General features: G+C 33.3%; 1 protein-coding gene. It reads left to right on the top strand.

What is annotated here, in order from left to right:
- Positions 1–496: VaFE repeat-containing surface-anchored protein (locus BG262_RS10715; protein WP_158006636.1), on the top strand; the 496-nt coding region annotated here is incomplete at both ends.

Here is a 496-nt window from a genome sequence, read left to right as displayed (position 1 = left end):
AAATGCAAACGGAACAGTAGATGTAAACTTTACATTCGATGCAAATGCTCTTGAAGGTAAAACAATCGTAGTCTTCGAAAAACTTTTCCAAAACGGTAAAGAAGTAGCAAGTCATGAAGATATTAACGATAAAGGACAAACAGTTGAAGTACCTAAAAAACCTGAAGTTCCTGTAATCAAAATTGGAACAACAGCAGTAGATGCTAAAGATGGTGATAAAAAGGTTTCAGCTGAAAAGAATGTAACTATTAAGGATGCAGTTAAGTATGAAAACCTAGTTGTAGGTAAAGAATACACAGTAACTGGTAAATTAATGGACAAATCAACAAATAAACCATTATTAGTTGATGGTAAAGAAGTTACAGGGTCTACTACATTCACTGCCGAAAAAGCAAATGGATCTGTAGATGTAACATTTACTTTTGATGCAAGTGCTCTTGAAGGTAAAACAATTGTAGTTTTCGAAAAACTTTTCCAAAACGGTAAAGAAGTAGCA

It is taken from the genome of Floricoccus penangensis (genome assembly GCF_001832885.1).
Taxonomy (GTDB): domain Bacteria; phylum Bacillota; class Bacilli; order Lactobacillales; family Streptococcaceae; genus Floricoccus; species Floricoccus penangensis.
This window is presented reverse-complemented; position numbering and strand designations above follow the sequence as displayed.